The sequence below is a fragment of the Trichococcus sp. genome, assembly GCF_055118575.1.
The window spans coordinates 36,763-54,482 of record NZ_JBSQPW010000016.1; the positions used below are offsets into that span (position 1 = coordinate 36,763).

The 17,720-nt window shown below is 50.8% G+C and carries 13 protein-coding genes and 1 pseudogene; 2 read left to right on the forward strand and 12 right to left on the reverse strand.

Features of this window, described 5'->3' with window-relative positions; all coding sequences use genetic code 11:
• Nucleotides 1–3: 3 nt before the first annotated feature.
• The 8 genes from ACTCCX_RS06105 to ACTCCX_RS06140 form a co-directional block, all read right to left on the reverse strand.
• A complete protein-coding gene (locus tag ACTCCX_RS06105; protein WP_463275181.1) occupies nt 4–1,614 on the reverse strand; it encodes a xylulokinase in 1,611 nt (536 codons plus the stop codon).
• A gap of 165 nt (nt 1,615–1,779) precedes the next feature.
• Entirely contained in the window at nt 1,780–2,853 is a 1,074-nt protein-coding gene (locus tag ACTCCX_RS06110; RefSeq protein ID WP_068561544.1) for a GntR family transcriptional regulator, read from the reverse strand.
• Between the two features lie 131 nt (nt 2,854–2,984).
• Nucleotides 2,985–4,097: an alanine dehydrogenase gene (gene ald / locus ACTCCX_RS06115; RefSeq protein ID WP_463275182.1), complete on the reverse strand. Its 1,113-nt coding sequence runs from the start codon at nt 4,095–4,097 to the stop codon at nt 2,985–2,987.
• Entirely contained in the window at nt 4,094–5,191 is a 1,098-nt protein-coding gene (locus ACTCCX_RS06120; RefSeq protein ID WP_463275183.1) for a glycerol dehydrogenase, read from the reverse strand. Before ACTCCX_RS06120 ends, ald begins: the two co-directional genes overlap by 4 nt.
• Before the next feature lie 167 nt (nt 5,192–5,358).
• Nucleotides 5,359–6,873 carry a flotillin family protein gene (locus ACTCCX_RS06125; protein ID WP_086990031.1) on the reverse strand — a complete coding sequence of 505 codons (1,515 nt, stop codon included), beginning with the start codon at nt 6,871–6,873 and terminating at the stop codon, nt 5,359–5,361.
• A complete protein-coding gene (locus tag ACTCCX_RS06130; RefSeq protein WP_086990034.1) occupies nt 6,874–7,458 on the reverse strand; it encodes an NfeD family protein in 585 nt (194 codons plus the stop codon).
• 213 nt (nt 7,459–7,671) lie between these two features.
• Nucleotides 7,672–10,329 (reverse strand): lipocalin-like domain-containing protein, encoded by a 2,658-nt coding sequence (locus ACTCCX_RS06135; RefSeq protein WP_463275184.1) that lies wholly within the window; start codon nt 10,327–10,329, stop codon nt 7,672–7,674.
• A gap of 398 nt (nt 10,330–10,727) precedes the next feature.
• Nucleotides 10,728–11,066: a winged helix-turn-helix transcriptional regulator gene (locus ACTCCX_RS06140; protein ID WP_083546523.1), complete on the reverse strand. Its 339-nt coding sequence runs from the start codon at nt 11,064–11,066 to the stop codon at nt 10,728–10,730.
• Between the two features lie 123 nt (nt 11,067–11,189).
• Between ACTCCX_RS06140 and ACTCCX_RS06145 the strand changes: the two genes are divergently transcribed.
• A complete protein-coding gene (locus tag ACTCCX_RS06145; RefSeq protein WP_068561550.1) occupies nt 11,190–12,305 on the forward strand; it encodes an S-(hydroxymethyl)glutathione dehydrogenase/class III alcohol dehydrogenase in 1,116 nt (371 codons plus the stop codon).
• Between the two features lie 4 nt (nt 12,306–12,309).
• On the forward strand, nt 12,310–13,140 hold the full coding sequence (gene fghA, locus ACTCCX_RS06150) for an S-formylglutathione hydrolase (RefSeq protein ID WP_463275185.1): 831 nt from the start codon (nt 12,310–12,312) through the stop codon (nt 13,138–13,140).
• Nucleotides 13,141–13,238: 98 nt separating this feature from the next.
• Here fghA and ACTCCX_RS06155 read toward each other — a convergent pair whose 3' ends face one another.
• The 4 genes and pseudogenes from ACTCCX_RS06155 to ACTCCX_RS06170 all read right to left on the reverse strand — a co-directional run.
• Nucleotides 13,239–14,195, reverse strand: a complete 957-nt coding sequence (locus ACTCCX_RS06155; RefSeq protein WP_422293689.1) for a hypothetical protein — start codon at nt 14,193–14,195, stop codon at nt 13,239–13,241.
• A 37-nt stretch (nt 14,196–14,232) separates the two neighbouring features.
• A complete protein-coding gene (gene pepT / locus ACTCCX_RS06160; RefSeq protein WP_463275186.1) occupies nt 14,233–15,525 on the reverse strand; it encodes a peptidase T in 1,293 nt (430 codons plus the stop codon).
• A gap of 130 nt (nt 15,526–15,655) precedes the next feature.
• On the reverse strand, nt 15,656–17,323 hold the full coding sequence (locus ACTCCX_RS06165) for a peptide ABC transporter substrate-binding protein (RefSeq protein WP_463275187.1): 1,668 nt from the start codon (nt 17,321–17,323) through the stop codon (nt 15,656–15,658).
• A gap of 216 nt (nt 17,324–17,539) precedes the next feature.
• Nucleotides 17,540–17,720 (reverse strand): annotated as a pseudogene (locus tag ACTCCX_RS06170) (amino acid ABC transporter ATP-binding protein); the annotation flags it as partial.

Genomic DNA, 17,720 nt, shown 5'->3' on the forward strand with positions numbered 1-17,720 from the left:
CTTCTATCTCAAACTCAAATGCTCGACTGCAGCCTGTTCGATCGCCAGCCCTTCTTGGTAACGTTCGATGAAGGTTCCGAAACCTTCAACGTCGCGCACATCAGGAGCGATCGTGATGCCTTCATCGGCACCGAATACTTTCTTGTCCAAAAATGCATCCAAACTCTCTGACGTTTCCTTGCGGTCCATGTAGGCAGCCAACAATGCGATGCCCCATGCCCCGCCTTCTCCCGCTGTCTCCATGACGGTGACCGGTGCGTCCATGACGGCAGCCAGTACTTTCTGGCCGACCTCAGGGGTTTTGAAGATACCGCCGTGGCCGACGATCTTGTCGATTGCAACATGTTCCTGCTTCAGGATATTCATGCCGATCTTCATCGCTCCGAAAGCGGTGAAGAGATGCACGCGCATGAAGTTGGCCAAGTTGAAGTTGCTTTCCGGTGTGCGGACAAACAACGGCCGACCTTCCGCCAAATGGGTGATGTTCTCGCCCGAGTAGTAACCGTACGAGAGCAATCCGCCGCAATCGGCATCGCCTTCAAGCGCTTTGTTGAATAACGTAGCGAATAATTTGTCCGTATCAATTGTAAAACCGGCAGCTTCGCTGAATTCCCGAAAAAGCTTGACCCAGGCGTTGATATCGGATGAACAGTTATTGGTATGGACCATCGCGACCAGGCTTCCTGCCGGTGTCGTCACGAGATCGATTTCCGGATGCACTTCATTCAAGTCCTGCTCCAATACGATCATCGCAAATGCCGAAGTCCCTGCGGATACATTTCCGGTGCGCTCCGCCACGCTGTTCGTGGCGACCATGCCGGTCCCGGCGTCCCCTTCCGGCGCACATAACGGGATGCCCGCTTCGAGTGTGCCTGTCGGATCAAGCAGTTTGGCCCCCACTTCCGTCAGATTCCCGGCTGCGTCCCCTGCCAACAGTACTTCCGGCAGCAGATCCGCCAATTTCCAAGTCGCGCCTTTTTCTGCGACCAATGCATCGAACTGACCAATCATCCGTTCGTCGTAATTTTTCTTCTCGACATCGATCGGGAACATCCCGGATGCGTCGCCGATTCCCAAAACTTTCTTGCCTGTCAGTTGCCAATGGATGTAGCCTGCCAAAGTCGTAAAGAAAGCGACTTCATTTGTATGTTCTTCCTTATTCAAAACCGCTTGATACAGGTGAGCAATGCTCCAGCGTTGCGGGATATTGTATTTGAACAGTGCGGTCAATTCCTTTTCGGCATCAGCCGTAGTGGCGTTGCGCCAAGTCCGGAACGGCACCAATAACTCATTTTCCTGATTGAACGCCATGTAGCCGTGCATCATCGCGCTGAAACCGATCGATCCGACTGCGGTCAAGGTCACGCCGTATTTCTCTTTAACCTCGCGCGTCAGTTCTGCATAGCTTGTCTGAAGGCCCTTCCAAATCTGGTCCAATGAATACGTCCAAATGCCTTCCACCAATTGGTTTTCCCATTCGTAACTGCCGGATGCGATCGGAGTGAAGCGGGAGTCAATCAGCACCGCCTTGATGCGGGTGGAGCCGAATTCGATTCCGATGCTCGTCTGCCGCGATTCGATATCAGTGACTATCGCTTGTAACTTCTCAGTCAAAATATTTCCTCCTTTTTGCGGTACACCCTTTTGCGGATGCTGTCCGTTCTTCTTGGATTCATTATATTCTATATGTCCGTACATGTAAAGGAGTAATTTGAATATTTGTCCGAACACAAAAAAAGAAGCCATCCCGGTTTTTGGGACAGCTTCATTCTTCAGTTATCAGATCCGTTTGACCGAATCGCGGATGATCAGCTCCGGCTCGAATATTTTGTTGCCTGTCACTTCTTGCTGTACGGCCAGCATGATCCATTCAGCAGCTGCCGCTCCCAATTCTTCTTTCGGATGGGAAAGCGTCGTCAGCTTGACGCTGCCTGCCGTGCTCAGGAACGAATCGTCGTTGCCGACCACTGAATAATCTTCCGGAACCCGTTTGCCCATGTCAGCAAGCGCTTGGATCAAGCCCTGCGCCACTTCATCGTTGTAGCAGACGATTCCGGTGACTTCCTGATCGCTCGCCAGTTTCTCCCGAATCGTTTGGAAAACTTGCGCCTTCGTCTCTGTTGTGTACGTGTAGACATTTTTCGGATCGAAATTTGTACGCATCTCTTCGTGGGCTTTGATGAAGCCTTTCATGCGGTACTTCCCTTGCAGGTCATCGATTTTCGTGATCAGCGCCAAATGCTGATGGCCTTGCTCGAACAGATGTTTCGTAGCGAGATAGCCCGCTTTCGTGTCATTGACGCAAATGAACGGGACCGACAGTTCCTCATAGTTGGCATTGATCATGACGACCGGTATGCCGCGTTCCTTGAAGGATAGATAATAAGCCAAATTTGGATTGTATTGGTTACTTTTTGTCGGTTCCACGATCAGCCCCGAGACGCCTTGGCTGAGCATCTGTTCCAGACACTCCCGCTCCTGATCGACATCGTTGTTCGTGCTCGCCAACAGCAAGGAGTAGCCATTTTCCCGCAGCTTCTGCTCGATGCCGCGGATGATCGACGGGAAAATATAATCCGACAGATACGTCGTGATAACGCCGATCGTTTTGCTCGAAGACACTCCGTCACCACGTCTCTGATACGTATCGTCGACGTAAGTCCCGGAACCTTTCTCCTTGCGCAAAAAGCCTTCATTCACCAACAAGGCGATCGCTTCCCGGACGGTATGGCGGCTGACTCCATAGTCCTTCTGTAATTGCAGTTCGGGCGGAATGACTTTACCTACCACGAATTCGTTCGAAAGTATTTTTGAGCGTATCTCATCGGCAATCACCTGGTATTTTGTTTTCATCGTATGTTCTCCCTCTATATATGTCCGTACAAATAGTATAGTAAACTGTGCAGAAAAATACAAGTGCCCATTGATGGATACTATGCAAAAAACGGAATCCCTGCTTGATATAGCAGGGATTCCGGTAACTTTCACAACAAAGTTTCGATTGGGGTGTAGACTGCACCGACCGATTCGGCGACATCTTTATTCGTCAACTTGCCGTTGTGCACGTTGAATCCGGTCAGGATGGTCGGATTGTTTCTTGCCGCTTGGACTGCTCCCTGATCAGCAATCTCCAAAGCATAAGGCAAGGTCACATTTGTCAACGCAATCGTGGCAGTGCGTGCGACGGCACCAGGCATGTTCGGCACCGCATAATGCAGGACGCCGTATTTTTCATAGACTGGATTGTCGTGGGTGGTCGTGCGATCTTCGGTTTCGAAAATACCGCCCTGATCCACGGCGATGTCGACGATCACGGAACCCGGCTGCATGCTTTTCACCATTTCTTCGGTCACTAACGTAGGCGCTTTCCGGCCTGGGATCAGGACAGCCCCGATGACGACATCAGCATCCTTGATGGCATGGGCAATGTTCCACTCGTTCGACAGCAACGTGATGACCGCGTTTCCGTACAAATTTTCGATTTCCGTCAATATTTCCGGTCTGACGTCCAGGATCGTGCAATGGGCACCTAAACCCAACGCAATCTGCAGCGCATTGCGTCCGGCCACACCGCCACCGATGATGACGACTTTCCCATTCGCAACACCCGGAACGCCGCTCAACAGAATACCTTTACCGCCGTATGGTTTTTCCAGGAACTGCGCACCGATCTGGACGGAAAGACGGCCCGCTATGACGCTCATCGGCGTCAGCAACGGCAAGTCCCCTTTCTTGCCGACCATCGTTTCGTAGCCGATTGCGGTCAGGCCCCCTTGCAGCATCGCCTCCGTCAATTTCGGTGCGGCCGCCAAGTGCAGGTATGTGAACAGAATCAGGTCTTCGCGGAAGTATTTGTACTCCGATTCCAACGGTTCCTTCACTTTGATGACCATTTCCGCGGCCCAGACTTGGCCTGCGTCTGCCAACACTTTCGCTCCCGCTTTTTCGTATTGTCCGTCTTCGAATCCTGATCCGACACCGCATCCGGATTCGACCATTACCTGGTGGCCGTTCTGTACCAGCATCTGCACACCTGCCGGCACTACTCCCACGCGGTTTTCGTTATTTTTGATTTCCTTCGGTACTCCAATGATCATTCTTTTTCTTCCTTTCCGATGAATGTATCCACTGCCAAAATGGCGGCGACGACTTGCTCAGCCGTTATGTTTTTGTTTAGATTTTTCATGGTGTTGCTCGGCGCCACTGCAAGCTTTCCGATTTCAAGGAGCTCTTCACGCGTGGCTCCGGTCAGATGCATCTCGGCCAAAGTCGTCGGCATCCCGATTGCGGCCAGGAAACGGCTATACCTTTTGAATTCTTCTTGTGGGCGCTCTTCAAGTATGAGTTGGACCAACAGGCAAAAGCCGACTATTTCCCCATGCGTCAAGCGATGGACCTCGCCTTTGATGGCCGTGAATCCGTTGTGGATGGCATGGGCGGCGGCCAAGCCACCATTTTCAAAACCCAGTCCCGACAGCAGCGTGTTCGCCTCGACGATCGCCTCGACAGCCGGCGTCACCAAGCCTTTTTGGACAGCAGCGAATGCGCTGAGTCCTTCACGGAATAAGGTTTCTTCGCACGCTTCCGCAATAGCGGTGCCGGCAATCGTTGGCAAACCGCCGGCCAAAGCATTCTCCCCCGAGGCTTTCGTTGCCAGCGCTTCTGCACAGGTAGCCAAGGCATCCGCCATACCGCTTGCGAAGAATCGAATCGGCGCTTGAATAACGATCTGCGTATCCACGAGCACCAAATCAGGGTTCTTCGCATAGAACCGGTAATGATCGAACAACCCGTCCTCGGTATAGAGAACAGAGATGGCGCTGGTCGGTGCATCCGTGGAAACGGTGGTCGGGACAATCACGACCGGCAAATCACAAGCCGCTGCGATGCCTTTCGCGACATCGATGATTTTGCCGCCGCCGAGACCGATGACCACATCCGCAGTGACATCGGCGACCGCGTCAGCCAAACGGACCATTTCATCAAGCGAGGCTTCGCCAGTGAAGGCTTCATAATGGTAAGGAAAACCCTCCAGCGCCCGTTCCACTTTTTCCTGGAGCAAGCACCAAACGAAATCGTCCGTAAGCAGGAATGCCCTTTTCCCATAGACAGCCGTTTCCTTCCCTAATATGTCTATAGCGCCTACTCCTTGAATATACCGGCTAGGCGACCGAAAAACATGATAAGCCATATGCGCGCCCCTTTTCCAATTGTGATTTAATTATCATATAATGATTTTACCACAATTACACCCCGTTTTTTTCTGGTCAAAAAAAAATCCTTCGGAGCTTTTGGGCTTCCGAAGGATTCTGATTTTATGAATATTCTGACTGTTAGGCCTTGGCTGTATGCCTACTTTTAAGAAACTGCTACTCCCGATTCCGGTTCTTTGCCGGCTGCCGCTGGACTGATCTCCTTATCAGCTGAAATGTCTGCAGACAAGGTGTCATTGAGCGCGCCCAGTTTGCTGCCGATATTTTTATTTCCGATGAAAGACTCGATCAAAGCAGTCACATCCATCCCGGTCGTTTCTTTGAGGCCTTCCTGGGTAGCAGTGAGGACTTGACTGGCATAGTTGGCCACTTTTGCAGCCCCTTGACTGCCGTTGCCGCCATCGATTACCGTGATTCTGTCGATATTGGAGATCGGTTCCGCAGCAGCACGCACGATATCCGGATATTTTTCGATCAGCATCGTCAAGATGGCTGCTTCCCCGTATTGTTTCAACGCGTTCGCTAAAGCTTCCTTCGCTTTCGCTTCGGCTTCCCCGATCGCAAGGATGCTGGCAGATTCCGCCAAACCGTTCAGTTCCTTCTCTTTGGCCCTTGCTTCGGATTCCCAGATTGCTTTTTGTTTGTCGGCAGCCGCTTTGGTTTCGATGGCATACCGCTCTGCATCAGCTTTCTTACGCACTTCTGCGTCATATTGTTTTTCTCTCCGGATGATTTCTTTCTCTTCCAGTTCGATTTGTTTCACACGTTCCGTTATGTCAACGTTCATTTCTTTTTCTTTCAACAAGATGTCCAGCTGCGCTTTTTCCAGCGCATAAGCATTATCGGCTTTTGCTTTGGCTACGTCCTGCTCTTGACGGAATGCCGCCAGCTTCAATTCCTTCTGTTTATTCGATTCCGCAATCTGGGTCTCTCTCAAAATTTCGGCTTCCTTCGATTCTTGCTCCGCTTGGGCACGCTTGATGCGCGTCTCTTTATCGGCTTCAGCCTGAGCGATATGCGCATCCCGTTTGACCTGGGCGATCCGCGGTTGTCCCAGAGCATCCAGATAACCATTTTCATCCGTCACTTCCTTCACGGTGAAAGAGACGATGACCAAGCCCATCTTAGCCAAATCAACACTGGCGACTGCCTGGACTTCTTGCGAAAACTTATCGCGGTTCTTGTAGATTTCTTCGACCGTCATAGAACCCAGAATGGAGCGCAAATGGCCTTCCAAAACCTCGCGGGCTTCATTCTCCAGATCCTCTGTCGGCTTGCTTAAGTACTGTTCGGCTGCTGTGGCTATTTCTTCCACTGTGGAACCGACCTTAATGATAACTGTTCCGTCAGCTGAGACAGGAACCCCTTCCTCCGTGTAGACAGCCGGCGTACTGACTTCCAATTTGCTCGACAAGAGCGATAGCTCCTTGGCTGTCTGAAATACCGGGATGACAAAAGTACCACCGCCGCGCACCACTTTCATCGTGTTGCCGGTCGCTTTGTCGATGTGCGTATTCTTGCTGCCAAGAAAACTTCCGCTGACGATCAGCGCCTTATCCGGCGAAGCCGTTTTGTAGCGCCCGATGAAAATGATCAAAGCAACCACCAATAAAACCACTAAAATACCGATACCCATAAACTGATCCAAAAAATTCGTCATTTATTTTCCACCTTTATATTTTTTTTGATTCCATTCAGTCGTTTTATCCACAGGGCTGTGGATAGCATTTCTGTAGGGCGTGACATAGGCAATGTTATCCCGGACTTCAATGATCAGTACCGTTTCTCCGCTGGCGATGTTCAGAATATCCGCGGTGTCGGAACAGGCATAGATGAGCGCCATTCTGTTCATTTTACCGAATCCGGTCGATACGATGATTTCACCGATCGTTTTCTGCCCGATCGGCACGGTCACCGTCGCTTCTTTGCCTTCCAAATCTTTTGAGCTGGTGATGGTGCTGTTTTCCGCGCGCTTCAATAAGGGCAGGACAAAGAAAATCTTGAAGGCGATGATGAAAGCTGAAACAACCAGAAAAGCCACTGCGAACGAGGCATTTGACCAACTATCCGATTTTTGCAGCGCATTGACGAGCAGACTCGCCGTCAAAATGCCCAGAAAAAAATCAGTGATATCGTAGAAGCCCACAGACAAAATATCATTGAGCGGGAATGTCAAGACAGTGCCGGCCACACCAATGATGAACAGCAATTCCAACGGCTCAATCGTTCGGAAAAGTGTAATCATATTTCGTCATCCTCCTTTCGATAAATTTTTTGTAACAAAAATGAGCCGCGCACATGTTCATTATCGAACAAAATGAGCCTGAAGTAAAGCCAGAACCCTTTTGGCCTTTTCGGCTATGGCCTAGCCGGAAACCACCAAAAGAGGCCCAGATACAGCGATCCGGCCTCTTTACATTTCCGTTCAAGGAAAACATGGCTTCCCCATTCGGATGAACTACTCTTCTGTTTTCTTACCTGACTTGTTGAAGTAAATCCCCGAAACATTAGCGATGGCCATAACTCCGATAGCAAGTCCGCCGTACAATAAAGTCGATTGGCTGACGGATGTTTCGGCGACGAGCGCATCAGGATTAACTGCGGCCCCTTCATCGTACAGCGCTTTGATTTCATCCGCCGGGAGGACGATGCCGTCCTGGATGTACAATTCATCGATCAGACCTTTGAACGGCTGATCCCAGTAGTTGACGGCCAAGCCGAATGATGCAGCTGAACCTTCAAAGATGTTCGGGAACGCCTCACCCGCGAACCGTTCCTCGCCATTGGTATAGACGGCAACCTTTCCATCCGAAACGGTAAAGGCCACGTGGCTCCACGTATCAGCCGGGATGGTGGAACCGATCGGCGCATCATACCATTGCTGACCAGACCAGAGCATCGTCTGGTTGGCTGGACCTACAGGCGTCAGGCTGATCCAACTTTGCTCAGTGGCAGCCCCGAAGAAGGCCGTCGTGAACTGATTCAACTCAGCTGGATTGATCCAAAAAGCTACGGTATAGGCATTCTGGGTGATCAAGCCCTTTCCAAGCGACAGTCCGGATTTACCGTCGAACGAAGCAGCCTGCCCTTTGATACCCTCAACGAACGGCACAGCTCCGCCTGTGTTGTTGATCCGGTCCCCGGTCACTTGCGCATCGGTTTGATCGCCTGCCGCATTCTGATAGGTCTCATCAAAGGAATAATAAGCCGAAAGCTTGCCGGCTTCCTTCGGTTCGACTTGGATTTCGAAGCTGAGCTGCTCCGATTGCAGCTCGTTTTGGATAAGTGCCGTCAACGTCACGATCGCTGCCGGTTGGTCCGCTTCGGGACGTGTGACGACGCCTGTTTCCGAAATGACTGCAGGATCGGAGGAAGTCCATTGGATAGTGGTTCCGCCCGCAGCGGTAGTCGGCAACTCGATGTTCTTCACGACGGATTCCGGCATGGACGCAGAAAGTTCCGCTTTGATTTTCTCCATCTGCTGCGCGTCCGTTGTCGTACTCGTTTGACTTCCCCAGATGACCTGTCCGCTCTCGGACATGCCGCTGAAGGTCATGACCCACGCTTCTGTCGTCGGATCCCATTGGTTGATGAACACCCCGTCATAAGTGCCGTCAGCCAGTTTCAGCTCAACCCGATAATCATCATACAGCCGCCATGTGCCTGCCTGTGCCCCCGCAACCGTACCGTCAGCCTGCAACTGAATCAGTGTGGATTCCGTCAATTGGCCGGTGATCTGGTTGCCGTGGTTGACGAATTTGTAAGTGCCGGTGACTTCTTCTCGGGTCACTTCCGTTATCGTCTCGCCGGCATAGCGATACGGTGTCGGAACCGGCCAGTCGTTGCTGTTCTTGAACGTCTGATGGACACGCACTTCATGCGTCTCGCCTTTGTTCGGGAAGCGGGTATGGAACACGAGAAATTCCTTATCAGCTTTGGCATCGATGTAATAGGAATTGTGTCCCGCCGACAGATAGCCGACGCCGTCCCCGGTTCCGTCTTCACCCAATTCGCGGGTGAACAGGAAGTTCCCGATCAGTTTGTTGCCGATAGCCTGATGGTCATTGACCCCGGGGAAATTGCCTACACCTTTGTCGAAGGTTTCGGGATAGACGGCTTCGCTTCCTGCTGCATCCACGTAAGGTCCTGTGATCGACTTCGAACGGAATTGTCGCATTTGGTAGCCGCCGTCAGACGCCAATCCACCATATGTCAAATAAAGATAATAATAGCCTGCTTTTTTGTCGTAGACGGCATAAGTCCCTTCAGAAGAACGCCCATACCCGGCGGCGATCTTGGTTCCGAAATAACGGTCGATCATTCGGCCATCCTTAGTCACGCCGTCTTCGCCCGGGTAAAGCGGAATGCCCGTCTTTTTGTCCAATTCAAGAATGAAGGTCCCGCCCGACCACGAACCATACGTCATCCACAGTTTCCCTTGCTTGTCGTACAGGACATTGGCATCGATGGCGTTCGTGTATTCCGCATTGTTGTAGACACCGTTTTCCGTGAACCACTCTGGATTAGGCTCTTCCAGTACGCCCTCTTCGATCAGCTCATCGATATTTGTGCTCTCCCATTGCTTGTTGACGTCACTGTTCGCATCATACGTTTCTTCCTCCGTGAATCCGGAATAGATGATCGTATCGACATATGTGTAGGGTCCTTCGATATTCTTGGACACAGCCAAGCCGATAGCCGAACGAATGTAAGTAGATGAAACGCTGTAGTACAGCATGTAGGCGCCTTTGCTGCCGTCCGCATTTCTGTACTGCTTGTTCCAGATGACATCCGGTGCCCAGACCGCATAGCCGCCTTTGCTGTCAGCATCATCTTCCCCGGCCCAAGCGAAGGATTCGGAAAGGTTTCCGCTCAGGTCACCGTAAATCGTGTTGTCCGTACTGGTGTAGCCGTTGGTGAAATTCTGCCAATTGATCAGATCCGGCGATTTCGCGGCTGCGATATGCGAGCCGAATACGTAATACATCCCGGATTTCTGATCTTGGATGATGGAAGGATCGTGGACCGATGCATTCGAGAAAGTGATGGGCTCATCTGATTCTGCCGCGTGCACCTGTGACTTGGACTGGACCGTTGCAGCCATGCTGATGGCCATACCGCAAAGCAACAACTTGGATATTCTTGACCTGGTAATGATAAAAAACGCCTCCTTTATAATTGCAACCGCTAACATTTGATTCCGCACAAAATAGATGTACTTACAAATTAAGATATAAAATTTAATTTGTTCGTACAACTATTATGGTGGTCGGAGGTTACTTTTTTATTTTGAGCAGGGTGGCGGGTTATTTTTCTTTCGTTTTGGCTGAAATAACCCGCCAACGGGCTTTTGGTCGTTTATTTTGCGTTATATTCGCCGAGATAAGCGGCCAACTGGTTTTTGGCGGGGTACTCCACTCACCTTTCGATACTAAAAACCCGCCAAAAAGGGTTTGGCGGGTTTTTAGTATTCTTGCAGCCTTATACTCTTCCGGCTAATGACTCAATCACAGACTATTCCTCCGTTATTACTTTCAGATATTGGTCTCCCCAGTCGCAAATCGATTGGACGACCGGTGCCAATTCCTTGCCGATGTCGGTCAGGTGATACTCGACTTTTGGGGGAACAACAGGATAGACCGTCCTGGCGATGATCAGGTCGCGCTCCAACTCCCGCAGCTGCCGGATCAGCATCCGTTGGTTGATGTCAGGAAGGATCTTGTTGAACTCGCTCAGCCGCAGCGTTCCGTTGTGGAGTAAGGACCAGATGATGGCAATTTTCCATCTTCCCCCCACAACAGATAACGCTAAATCTTTAGTGTTGTAAAATTCTTTCTCTTGGTATTGGATCATCAGGCAGCCTCTTTTCATAAAATTAACCATAGTGACAATTATGTCAGTATTCACACAACAGTCATTATATAGTATTCTTTAACAGAACGAAATACCATTTTTTAGAAAGAAGGAAATTAAATTATGAAAAGCAGAGCAGCTGTCGCTTTTGGACCAGGCAAACCGTTGGAAATCGTGGAAATAGATGTGGCAGAGCCAAAAGCCAAAGAAGTATTGGTGAAAATTCTTTACACTTCCGTCTGTCATACCGATGCGTTCACTTTGTCGGGTGAAGATCCGGAAGGTGTTTTCCCTGCCGTGTTGGGCCATGAAGGCGCCGGTGTGGTCGTTGCCGTGGGTGATGAAGTCACTTCCGTGAAGCCCGGGGACCATGTCATTCCTCTTTACACGCCGGAATGTGGGGAATGCGAATTCTGTCTGTCCGGCAAAACAAATCTGTGTTCAGCCGTCCGCGAAACCCAAGGCAAGGGCTTGATGCCGGATGGAACGACCCGTTTCTCTTACAACGGAGAGCCGATTTATCACTATATGGGGACAAGTACTTTCAGTGAATACACCGTTGTGAATGAAATCAACCTAGTCAACATCGATAAAGAGGCGCCATTGGATAAAGTTGCTTTGTTCGGTTGCGGCGTGACGACCGGCCTCGGGGCTGTCGAAAACACGGCAAAAGTCGAAGAAGGCGCAGTGACTGCAGTCTTCGGACTTGGAGCGATCGGACTGGCTGTTATCCAAGGTTTGAAAAAAGCCAAAGCCAAGCGCATCATCGCTATTGATATGAATCCCGACAAATGGGAACTGGCCAAAAAAATGGGCGCCACTGATTTCGTCAACCCAAGCGAACATGATCGTCCGATCCAGGAAGTCCTGATCGAAATGACCAACGGCGGCGTGGATTACAGTTTTGAATGCATCGGAAATGTCGAAGTCATGAAAGCCGCTTTGGAAGCTTGCCACAAAGGCTGGGGCGAAAGCATCATTATCGGTGTCGCGGGAGCCGGCAAAGAGATCCATACCCGTCCGTTCCAATTGGTGACAGGACGCGTCTGGAGAGGTTCTGCATTCGGCGGTGTCAAAGGCCGCACAGAACTGCCCGGAATGGTTGAGGATTTCATGAACGGCGAAATCGACTTGGACAGCTTCATCACGCATCACCTGAATTTCACCGACATCAATGAAGCCTTCGACCTGTTGCACAAAGGCGAGTCGATCCGCACGATTTTGACCTATGGAGAATAAGGACATGACAACAACTCTGATCGAAACGCATAAAGCGTTCGGGGGCGAACAAAGAAAATACCGCCACTACTCTGAAACACTGGATTGCGATATGGTTTTCAGTCTATTCCTGCCCCAACAAACGGACAATAAGCCGACAGATTTAATATGGTGGCTTTCAGGCTTGACGTGCACCGACGACAACTTCAGCCAAAAAGGCGCCTTCCAAAAATACGCAAACCAGCACCAACTGGCCATTGCCATGCCGGACACTTCTCCGCGCGGAACGGCTGTGGCGGATGATGAAGGTTGGGACTTAGGCCAAGGCGCCGGTTTCTATCTGAATGCCACCCAGGAACCGTGGGCAAAAAATTATCGGATGTATGCTTATTTGACGGAAGAATTGCCTCAACTTGTCTATGCTCTGATTCCGAATTTTTCAGGAAAAGAGAGCATCATGGGACACTCGATGGGTGGCCACGGCGCGTTGGTCATCGGCTTGAAGAATCCGGAACGCTTCCGCTCCATTTCGGCATTTGCACCGATCCTGAATCCGTCACAGGTTCCCTGGGGCCAAAAAGCCTTCACCGCCTACCTGGGGACTGATGAAACAAATTGGACGGAGTGGGACGCGACCAGCTTGATCGCGGAAAGCCCTGCAGCTCCGCCCATCCTTATTTCGCAAGGGACAGCTGACAATTTTTATGATGTCCAACTGAACGAGGAAGCCTTCCTGCAAGCCACTGAAGGCAAGAAAGTGCGCTACGAAAAACTGGACGGTTACGATCACAGTTACTTTACGATCGCTACCTTCATCGAAGACCATCTGCAATTCCATAAAGACTGTTTGAAGTAGAAAGCAGCAACCATAAGCACACAAAAAGCCGATAAGGTCACGGATATTCCGTTTCCTTATCGGCTTTTTTACCGAGCTTTTGTCAAACACCCAGGCAACTATTTTTTCTTCTGGATCCATTTCTTAGATGGCTTAGACGGTTTAGATGAAGGCGGTTTGATTAGATTTTTCTTCAGCCAGTTGAAATAGTACATATCCGGCACGACCGCAAAGTCGGTCATTACATTGGAAATCGCGATGTAGAGTTCTTCTTCGCTGTCCGCAAGATAATCAACAGCATCGATTGCTTCCACCATGCTCTCCAGATCAAACTCCCGCCGGCCAAAAACTTTTTTGCAGCTTTTGTTTTCTTTCTGTAGATCTTTGTAATAGCGTTTCGCGCTCAACTCGTCATCGTATTTCAATGAAAGCAGAATCAGCGGCAACAGCATCTGAGCGGATGCTTCAGGGGAGCGCTGGTAAAGCTCTTTGGCTTTTTCCATTTGTTCCAACTGACAGTAGATACCCATCAGAATGTAGCGGATCCCCATATTGTCAGCTTCGTTCAACCGCAAAATATCTTCATACTCCCTCACGGAAGCCGTCAACATCCGGCGTTTCTGCAATTCATCCGCATACAGCGCCTTGATGCGCAAGTATGCCCTGGTTTCGACGATTCCCCAATAGTTTCCGATGGACTCCTCATCATCCAGACCGCGCTTTTGCATCACTGCCTTTCCGAGTGTCTCCAGTTTCTTGAGTTCATGAATGAATTCGAGTGATTCAGGATCCAGTTTAAATAGCCGGGCTTCCAAATTATCCGGATCCAACTTCAAGGCACGCTCCAAAATCGCTGCGTATTCGCGTTCGGAAGCCGCGAACTCCAGCTTCTCCAGCTCTTCAGTCGCTTTTTCCTCGTTTGTCATTTCTCCGATTACGAACGTTTCGCCCTTGGCACTGGCCTCGTTGGAAAGCTTCGTGAATGCTTCAACTGCTTCATCCACAGAGTCGTAATCCTCGACGTGATTCAAAATGAATTTGTTCAACTGTTTCAATACTTTTTCCGTTTCTTTCATGCAATTCACCCTCCCCAATTGCAGTTTGCTAAGTATATTATACCCGATTTTTGACGGCTTGCGTTAAGGAGAAGATGCCTTCCAGCTGAAAAGTTTTACTCAGTACGGCACTCTGTTCGACGATCGCCATGATGACGTCGACGGATTTCTCCATCGTCTCCAGCGTCACGAATTCGTATTTCCCGTGGCCGTTTTCAGTGCCGGAGAACAGGTTCGGGGTCGGCAAACCTTTGTGCGAGATGATGCAGCCGTCCGTTCCGCCGCGCATCGGTTTAAAGACCGGTGTGATGCCGCAGGATTCATAAGCCTGCACAGCCAGATCGACAACGACCGGATGCTGCTCGATGATGTCGCGCATATTGTAGTATTGGTCGAACAACGTCAAGGAAATCCGCGGTTCGGCAAACTGGGAGTTGAACGCCGCCACCTGTTCGGTGAAGAAACGCTTACGGGCAGCGAATCGCTCACGGTCATGATCGCGGATGTAGTAGGTCTGTTTGACTTCATCGACGGTCCCGCTCTGGCTAGTCAGGAAGTAGTAGCCTTCGTAGCCGCTGGTGCACTCTGGCGTTTCGTGCTGAGGCAAAGCTGCCGCAAATTGGCTGGCGACCAGCAGAGCGTTGACCATCGTGTCCTTTGCGGAACCAGGATGGACGCTCGTGCCGCGGATGGTGAGTTCCGCTTGGGCTGCATTGAAATTGTCGTAAGTCAGATTTCCAATCGGCCCGCCATCGATCGTGTAGGCGAAGTCGGCGGCGAAATGGTCCACATCGAACAGTTTCGCCCCGCGAGCTCCCAGTTCTTCGTCGGGTCCGAAAGCGAGGCGGATCTTCCCGTGTTTCCGTTCCGGATGCGCGATGAATTGCTCGCAGGCGGTCACGATCGAGGCAATGCCGGCTTTGTCGTCGGCGCCCAACAGGGTCGTGCCGTCCGTAGTGATGACCGTCTCCCCGATATAGTTCCGCAAGCGCGGGAATTCCTTCGGCGAGAGGATGATTTTTTCAGCCTCGTTCAAGACGATATCGCCGCCATCATAAGCACAATGGACCTGTGGATGGATATTGACTGAGTTGAAATCGGCCGTGTCCAGATGCGCAATGAAACCGATGACCGGCACTGCTTCTGCCGTATTGCTTGGCAGGGTCGCGGTCAGAAAGCCGTTCGTTTCATTATATTCGACCTCCTCCAGACCGATTCTGATCAGTTCCTTCGCCAACTCCAGGGCGAAAGTCACTTGGTTATGTGTGGATGGCACCGTGTAGCTACTGTCGTCCGAACGCGTGTCGACCTTTGCGTATGCGATGAATCTTTCTAATAAATTTTCGTACATATTCCTCATCCGCCTTTCTTTGACGATTTTCATATCGATATAAGGAAATATCCGACTAACGGGCGCCTTCTGCAGGCAAGTCCGTTAAGCGGATATTTTCTCAAGAGCTTGTTTTCAGTCTGTTGTCCGTTTACTCTTCCACGTAAGCCGTGCGGAAATACATCGCTGCGCCCACCGGTTGGATCTGCACATCCTTCAAGGATGGATCGACCAAATTGGCGTTGGCGCCTTGATAGATCGGTGCATTCACGGCGTTCTCGGCGATCAAGGTCTCTTCTGCCGCCAACAGTGCTTCCCAACGACCTTCCGGATCGTTGGCATACGTGCTTCTAGTGTCGTCCAACAAAGCATCGTAGCCTTCATCCGCAAAGCGCGAACTGTTCAAGCCGCTTGTGGATTCATACATCTCCAAAAAGGCGATCGGATCGGCATAACTCGGCGTATAGGTTCCGTAGGCGATGTCATAGTCACCGTTCGTGGTCGATTCCATGCGGCTCTTCAGTGGCACATTGCGGATTGTGATCGTCAAGCCCGGCAGGTTCTCTTGCCATTGCGATTGCAGGAATTCGGCAGTTGTCTTGGAAGTCTCGGTATCGGATGTCAGCAATTCGATCGACAGCGTTTCGATGCCCAATTCTTCCTTCGCAGTTTCCCACTCGGCCTGAGCCGTTTCCAGATCGTAGGCAGCCAAATCGCCACTCTCTTCGCGGAAATCTTCATCCGTTTCCGGATTGAAGGCGTAATTGGATGGCACAAAACCATTCGAAGGCACGGAACCATCATTCAAAACCGTGTTCACATACGCTTCCTTGTCGAATGAATAAGACAAAGCTTTCCTTAGATGGACATTGGCTGTGCTTGTGCGGCCTTGGTTAAACCAGACATAGCCGGACAGAGCTTTCGGTTCCGTCACCAAAGCGTCGGATCCTGCATATTGTTCAATGTAAGGATTGCTGATCTGCGTCAACTGGACTTCACCGGATTCGAACAAGTTGATGTTCGTGGCGATTTCTTTGCTGACTTCCCAGTTGATCTGATCCAATTTGACGTTTTCCGCGTCCCAATAAGCTTCGTTTGGAACCATCGACCAGTTCAGATCCGTGCCTTCCCAACCTTCCACGACGAAAGGTCCATTGTACACCGTGTTTTCACTGTTCGTTCCGTAGGCGCTGCCCAACTCGCTCGCCACTTGGTGGTTCTGCGGCAAGTAGGAAGACGTCCCCAACAAATCCTTGAAATAAGCGGTCGGATTGCCCAAAGTGAACTTCACGGTCTTTTCATCGACCGCTTCGACACCCAGTTCGGCTTTGTCCAACTCCCCATTGTTGATTGCTTCGGCATTCTTCAACGGGTACAGTTTGTTGATGTTCGGGGAAGCCGTTGCTGGATCGACGATTTTTTGGTAGGTATAGACGAAATCCTGCGCGGTCACTGGATCACCGTTCGACCAGTTCGCATCTTCCCTAATCTTGAAAGTATATTCCAGTCCGTCTTCACTGACGACAGGCTCTTCGGCGGCGATACCCAATTCAAACGCGCCATCGTCACCGACGCGATAAAGACCTTCATTTGCGTTCTCGAGCACCACCAAGCTGGAGTTATCTGCTGAGATGGCGTTGTCCAAGGAAGCCAACTCCCCCGTATTCGTGATAGTGATGACTTGCTCCGCGGCAGGTGTGGCGGATGAAGCGGCTGCCCCTTCGCTGCTTTCCGTGTTTGCGGCATCCCCGGTCGAACAGCCCGCCAACACCAAACTTATCGCTAGCGTTGTCGTGATGACCCATTTATCTTTTAACATACTGTTCCTCCTGACGATTCTCATTATTTTTATCCCTATGTTGGAATTCACTTCTTTGATATGTATGTACAAGTAGCTTACCATCACAGGATGCTTTAGGATAATTCCGATTTCCGAACAACTGTGATAGGCAACGCCGATACTTCCAATAACCACAAAAAGCTCGCCCCCGTTGCGAACGGTAGGACGAGCTAAATAAGGGAGCTGCCAGCTAGATCAAGCGCGGGCCAAAATCCGCTGCAGGAACCCTCTGGTGCGGGCTTCTTTCGGATTGCCGAAAATAGCTTCAGGGGCGCCTTCCTCCACAATGACCCCCTGATCCATGAAGATGACGCGGTTGGCCACTTCCTTGGCGAAGGTCATTTCATGCGTGACAATGACCATAGTGGTGCCTTCC

What these genes read in the sequence shown, in the direction of transcription:
- ACTCCX_RS06110 (WP_068561544.1), bottom strand. Translation starts at nt 2,853, where the DNA reads ATGAAAACAAAATACCAGGTGATTGCCGATGAGATACGCTCAAAAATA.
- ald (WP_463275182.1), bottom strand. Translation starts at nt 4,097, where the DNA reads ATGATCATTGGAGTACCGAAGGAAATCAAAAATAACGAAAACCGCGTG.
- ACTCCX_RS06120 (WP_463275183.1), bottom strand. Translation starts at nt 5,191, where the DNA reads ATGGCTTATCATGTTTTTCGGTCGCCTAGCCGGTATATTCAAGGAGTA.
- ACTCCX_RS06125 (WP_086990031.1), bottom strand. Translation starts at nt 6,873, where the DNA reads ATGACGAATTTTTTGGATCAGTTTATGGGTATCGGTATTTTAGTGGTT.
- ACTCCX_RS06130 (WP_086990034.1), bottom strand. Translation starts at nt 7,458, where the DNA reads ATGATTACACTTTTCCGAACGATTGAGCCGTTGGAATTGCTGTTCATC.
- ACTCCX_RS06135 (WP_463275184.1), bottom strand. Translation starts at nt 10,329, where the DNA reads ATGGCCATCAGCATGGCTGCAACGGTCCAGTCCAAGTCACAGGTGCAC.
- ACTCCX_RS06140 (WP_083546523.1), bottom strand. Translation starts at nt 11,066, where the DNA reads ATGATCCAATACCAAGAGAAAGAATTTTACAACACTAAAGATTTAGCG.
- ACTCCX_RS06145 (WP_068561550.1), top strand. Translation starts at nt 11,190, where the DNA reads ATGAAAAGCAGAGCAGCTGTCGCTTTTGGACCAGGCAAACCGTTGGAA.
- fghA (WP_463275185.1), top strand. Translation starts at nt 12,310, where the DNA reads ATGACAACAACTCTGATCGAAACGCATAAAGCGTTCGGGGGCGAACAA.
- ACTCCX_RS06155 (WP_422293689.1), bottom strand. Translation starts at nt 14,195, where the DNA reads ATGAAAGAAACGGAAAAAGTATTGAAACAGTTGAACAAATTCATTTTG.
- pepT (WP_463275186.1), bottom strand. Translation starts at nt 15,525, where the DNA reads ATGTACGAAAATTTATTAGAAAGATTCATCGCATACGCAAAGGTCGAC.
- ACTCCX_RS06165 (WP_463275187.1), bottom strand. Translation starts at nt 17,323, where the DNA reads ATGTTAAAAGATAAATGGGTCATCACGACAACGCTAGCGATAAGTTTG.